At 39.9% G+C, this 6,005-nt stretch carries 3 protein-coding genes; all 3 read right to left on the reverse strand.

All coding sequences use genetic code 11. The features are described 5' to 3' along the window. Window positions 1–584 precede the first annotated feature (584 nt). Complete coding sequence (locus JCM16496_RS20375; RefSeq protein ID WP_025836355.1) at window positions 585–1,538, reverse strand: hypothetical protein; 954 nt, start codon at window positions 1,536–1,538, stop codon at window positions 585–587. Between the two features lie 30 nt (window positions 1,539–1,568). Beyond that, window positions 1,569–3,158, reverse strand: a complete 1,590-nt coding sequence (locus JCM16496_RS20380; protein ID WP_025836356.1) for a RagB/SusD family nutrient uptake outer membrane protein — start codon at window positions 3,156–3,158, stop codon at window positions 1,569–1,571. A gap of 30 nt (window positions 3,159–3,188) precedes the next feature. Beyond that, window positions 3,189–6,005, reverse strand: a 2,817-nt coding sequence (locus JCM16496_RS20385) for a SusC/RagA family TonB-linked outer membrane protein (RefSeq protein ID WP_025836357.1), incomplete at its 5' end; no start/stop codon positions are given.

Here is a 6,005-nt window from a genome sequence, read left to right on the forward strand (position 1 = left end):
ACAAACTGGATATATGATTGTGTATCAATTATATATGATTTCCCCAAAAACTTAAAAACTCATAGTTATCCCTCTTGTAAAGTACTGTAGGTGAATATAGAGAGTCATCAATCTACCAAGGTGTTACTCTGATAAAATATAACACACTGAATATCAATAGATATCAAGGCACTAAATAATAAATATCATGTTTTAAGAAAGACTTTTCCTATTTAACAAGACTCAATTATTATAGATAAATTACTTCATTATGTTTCGTTGGAAAGTTCTGGTAAGAAAATCCTTCATAATAAATGTTGTTGTCGGTTTGTATCATAATAATATCATCATAAGAGCCACTTTATTACAATATTCATTACAGTAATATATGCTATGACAAATAGAGGAGTGATGCAATAATTGGCAAATTGGTAACATAATTGGAATTCTATCGAGTATCTTGGTATAATTCCAATTTAAATTCAAGAGGAACTAGAGAAAAATCAGCAGCAACGTCATTCTCTATGAACCGATATAAAGCAAAAAGCCGGTCCCTTCACTTGTGAACCGGCTTTTCTTATGTGTAATTCTTTGTAACTTTCAGGTTACTCTGCTTCCAAAGAGTTAAGATATGCTTCTGCACTCAAGTACAGATAAGATGCGTTAGTACAAGGATATTTACCACCATCCTTATAACCGGCCATGCTTACGTATAGAGAATTGGCTGGGAAAGTTATACTACCGGCTTTTTCATTGTAAACGCCCAAAGGATAAGAGTTTATATTAGTAGACAAGTTACCATAAACAGAACCACCACTAAACATACCATACCCCCAGTCCATGCCATATTGAACCGGTTTCAAAGAAGCGCCTGCCTTAGTTACATCAATAGTGAAGACATATTCACCAGGAACAATGTCGCCCTCCTCATTAAAAGGATAACCGTTGAAACCTCCGACCTCATCTTGCGCAGTAGCCACCTTGGCAAACGGACTGTCAAAACGGAAACGGGTACTGGTAGCAGTTGTGGTCTTTTCAATTTCCACAGCCAAAGGAAGAGACGGATCTACACCAAAGAAATTAGAAACCGTGCCATCCAAATAATACCCGGTACCAATAGATTCCCATTTCAGGATAGCGAAATTCACTGAAATCTCATGATAACCGGAAGAGTATTTGCTTACATCACTGCCACTCAAAGCCAACTGCAAATTATAAGTAATACCCTCCGCAGCCGATGGAACATCAACAGTCAATTTTGCTGTTTTTTCTCCAGCAGCAAATGATACCGTAGAAGGACACACAAATACATTTTCCTCATTATTAACCACCGTAACATCAACAGTACCTGCTGCATCCACCAATGCACGCGTAAGAGTCAAGTCAAAAGAGGCTATTCCCGGCTCCACTTCCACCGTTTGAATATAATTGCCAACAAAACAGATTCCTTGGTTACCGTCTTCCAGTTCCCCCGGAGTATAACTTTCTGCATCAGGATCGCAAGATGTAGCTATTAGTGCGATGATAAACAGACTAAGTATCTTATTTATATATTTCATATTCCGTATTTTTAATAGTTAACTTATTCTTTATTCAACATCAGGTATTGGCGCTGGCGCTGAAACCAACGGATTGTTTTCCAACAACGGATTATATTGTACTTCCTTATTAGGAATACTGTAAATCTGAATTGGATCACCTGCTGCAATATTAAATACGGCAGTAGTCGGGAAACCACATCCCAAACGGTTAACACCTTTATTCAGACGCATAATATCGAAATATGCCATACCTTCTCCCCAGAATTCAAGACGACGTTGTTGCCAAATAGCTTCCTGCGCCTCCTCCGGTGTAGTAGCAGTACACTTATAAGATGGATCACGATATGTAGTGACAAAAGAGTTAAGAGTAGATACACCACCACTAACATTGCCACTCATAGCCTGTGCTTCTGCCTTGATAAGATACATCTCCTCAACACGCATCAATATTACATCCGTAGCATTGTTGTCAGTACCCCATTGGTCATTCAACACTCCATACTTCACTTGTGTATAGGCAGGTGCCTTTTTACCGGTAATGTATGCCTGGGCAGCAGCCGGCAAATTAGCAGACACCCCTTCGCCATTCAAGAACCATCCCTTACGAACATCACTTGCAGGAATCTGGTCATACAGTTTAGGACTGATTCTACGCCATCCGCCTACTGATGCATAACCATAATTCAAAGAACCCATATGTGAAGGGAAATTACAGATACCGGTTGTGCTCACACGGTCTTGTTCTGTAATCAAAATACCCCACATCCATGAATTATCTTCAATATTGATGAATGAAGGCTTACTTACATCCGAACGTGAATATGGAATAGAAGCCGTGCTGGCAAGTGCAGATTCCGCATCCTTCAGAGCTTCAGCATAGTTGTGCATGGCCAGATAGACACGTGCACGAATACCGTAAGCGACATCCAAGCTGACATAACGCTTATCGTCACGTTTTTTTGTAGTGGCAGTCAGCAGTTCAATAGTCTTATTCAAGTCTGTTAAAATAAAATCATAAGTTTCCTGCACTGTAGAACGGGCGCAACCATTAGCTGCAACTTCTGTCGCATTTTGTTCTGTAATCAAAGGCATACCCATAGCACTCTCATGCCCCTTGTAGTTGAACTGATACAACTGTATCAATGTGAAATAGTCAAAAGCACGTACAGCCAATGCTTGTGCCAAATAGTATTGCAATGTAGGGTCCTCTGTCTCATTATCCACAGAAGCAATTACATTGTTAGCTGTAAAAATCTGATTATACAATGTTCCCCAAAACTCAATGGTAGCTGTACTTGTATTCAAACAGTCACTGTAATTAGCTGAATTGGAATACCAGTTATAGCCTGTGATATCCGCAATCATATCCGTTCCTCTTGACTCTGTAGCCAACATGATAGTGGGAAAACCGATATCACTATGTACATTATCATCTTCCGTATAGATTTTGGCATATTGCGTGAAGTTTGCAGCCACAGCCGCTACACTGGCTTCCAATCTGGAAGGATCAGACTCTACAACATCCTCCTTTTGATCAGATGTAATGGTTGAGCTCAACGGTTCCGTATCCAAATCTGTACATCCGGTCACCATCAAACCGAGCATAACATACGGTGTTATTTTATATAATTTCTTCATATTCTTTCTATTTTTATTATTGAACTATTATCAGAATGTTACTTTCAAGCCACCAGAAATAGTACGTATAGGTGTATATCTGTCCGTAGAAGCCGTAGTATAGCTCATACGTGGGTCAAGCCCTCTACGAGCTGAGAAAAGAGCGACATTATCGGCTGCACCATAAACACGTAAACTTCCGATACCCAGATTCCTCAACCATCTCTTAGGCAAAGTGTAGCCTAATGTAATGTTATTGATAGAGAAATAATCCGAACTTGTCAACCAGCGGTCTGATGAAGAGTTGGTGTATTTATCAATGGCATCTATACGCGGGATATCAGTATTCTTATTCTCCGGTGTCCACGCATTCAGAATATCCTTGTGCCAGTTATACCCCATGTAGTGAGAGTCACCGCCATGCATGAAAGCTTGATAGCCACTATCATAAATCGTACCACCCAACTGATACGCACACTGAATAGAGAAATCAAAACCATGGAATTCCAATGTAGTACCGACACCACCATAAATAGTAGGCAGCAAATCACCGGAAGCTTGTCTGTTGGAATTGTAAGCAGCAGACCAATCCCAAGTTTTGTATTCCACGCCATCATCACCTTTTGCCCAATATTGCGCTTCACCGGAATCCGGATCTACACCTGCATATTTCGTCAGATACATCTGATACAAAGATTCACCTTCACGATAAATATAAGCACCACTAATCATCTCTCCCTTCAAATCCGGATGCAATTCGAGAATCTTGTTTTTCATCAATGTTCCATTCCAATTAATCACCCATTTCAATTCATTGGTTTCAATCGGAGTATAATTCAATTCTATTTCCACACCAGAGTTACGTACCGAACCGAGATTCATAGGGAATTGGGTATAACCGTTTGACATTGCTACCGGTTTGTAGTACAACATATCCTTAGTCTGCCGATTGAAGTATTCGATTGTACCGTCAATACGTCCTCCCAAAAGGGCGAAATCCACACCTACATTGAATGAATTGGATGTTTCCCAAGTGATGTCCTTATTTCCCTTGTAATAAAGCACACCATCAGAGAATACACCATCCGAACCGCTTACAGTATACTGGTCCAAGTACGGATAGTAATTCGAATAACCCTTATAATAGAGGTTGTCGTTACCTTGCTGACCAAAAGAAGCCTTTAGCTTCAGCATATTAATCCAATCATATTGACTGATAAAATTTTCTTTTGCCATATCCCATGCTGCACTCACACTCCAGAAGTTACCCCAACGGTTATCCGGATGGAAGCGTGAAGAAGCATCACGACGATAAGAAACACTACCATAATATTTTTCATTGAAGTCGTAGCTGGCACGTGTAATAATACCGATTGTTGCATATTCATTGTAACTACCGGAACCATTCTTACGATCGATAATATTAGAAGCTGTCCAGTTGTTGTCACTATACATGTTATATCCTAAAATATAGTGACTCTCTGTGTTGAAGTCCATGCTTTCATAACCAGCTAAAATATCTAAGTTATGACTACCAAATGATTTCTTGTAATTCAACAGATATTGTTGGTCAAGCGAATAAACGCGTGAAGAGTACTGCATGACAGAACCGCCATAAGAAGCCGACTGACCATAATACTTGTTCCCCACGCTATGTTGGCGTGTATTATCAATATGCAAGCCTAATGAAGCGGTCAGAGACAAACCGTCAATAATATCAATCTTAGCATACCACTTTCCATTCAAGATATCCATCAGATACTTCTCTGTATCATAAAGAAAACCACTCATAGGATTAGACATACTCATGAAGTTACGAGTAAAATTTGTACTTTCTCCATCACCATAATCATATACATGATAACCTGTATTGGCATTATATTGAAAACTGCCATCAGCATTACGCACATACATCGGATAGATTGGCGCAATAAAATTACCAACAAAGAATGCATTGCCTGAAGAAGTAGCTGCATCCGTATCCTGGTCACCCGGGGAGCGGCTTGTTACATTAGAATAGCTAAGATTCACTCCAAGTTTCAACCATTTTTTAGCCTGATAGTCTACATTCATACGAGTGGAGATACGTTCGAAACCGGAGTTTTCAATAATACCTTCATCATTCAAATAACTGGCAGAAAGATAATAGCTTAATTTATCTGAACCTCCAGAAACGCTAAGATTATACTCCTGACGTAAATTGCTCTGGAACATTTCATCTGACCAGTTATCGGGAGTATAATAATAGTCACCGTCACTATACCCCAAAGTAGCATAAGGATTCAGTTTACCATTCCGACCAATAAGATATTGTCCCTCAGGTACGGTATAAACCTGGTATCCTAAACTAGGAATTAAGTCTGCATTAGCCAATTGATAAGCCCGTTCTGCCGTATATTTACTATTATACAAATAACCATTATACAAAGCGGAATAAGCCGTTTCCATGTAAGTGCTTGCATTCTGCAACACATCATAATTCTTCACCAAACGGGAGTTGGTTCCCCAACGAGCATCCAAAGAAATCTGTGTATCACCGCTCTTACCTTTCTTTGTAGTAACCAAAATAACGCCGTTTGCACCACGCGCACCATACAACGCTGCCGCTGCAGCATCTTTCAATACGGTCATTGATTCGATATCTTGTGAATTGACAGCGGAGATATCTCCTTCATAAGGAATACCATCCACTACATACAAAGGATTGTTGCTGGCATACATAGAACCGATACCGCGAATACGAACTGTCGCACTCGTACCCGGCTGGCCATTTGTACTTTGTGTCTGCACACCAGATACAGTACCGGAAAGTGCATTCGATAAGTTGGAGACCTGACGTTTCTCCAATGTCTCAGACTTGATCACAGA

The sequence above is a fragment of the Bacteroides rodentium JCM 16496 genome (assembly GCF_000614125.1).
Taxonomy (GTDB): domain Bacteria; phylum Bacteroidota; class Bacteroidia; order Bacteroidales; family Bacteroidaceae; genus Bacteroides; species Bacteroides rodentium.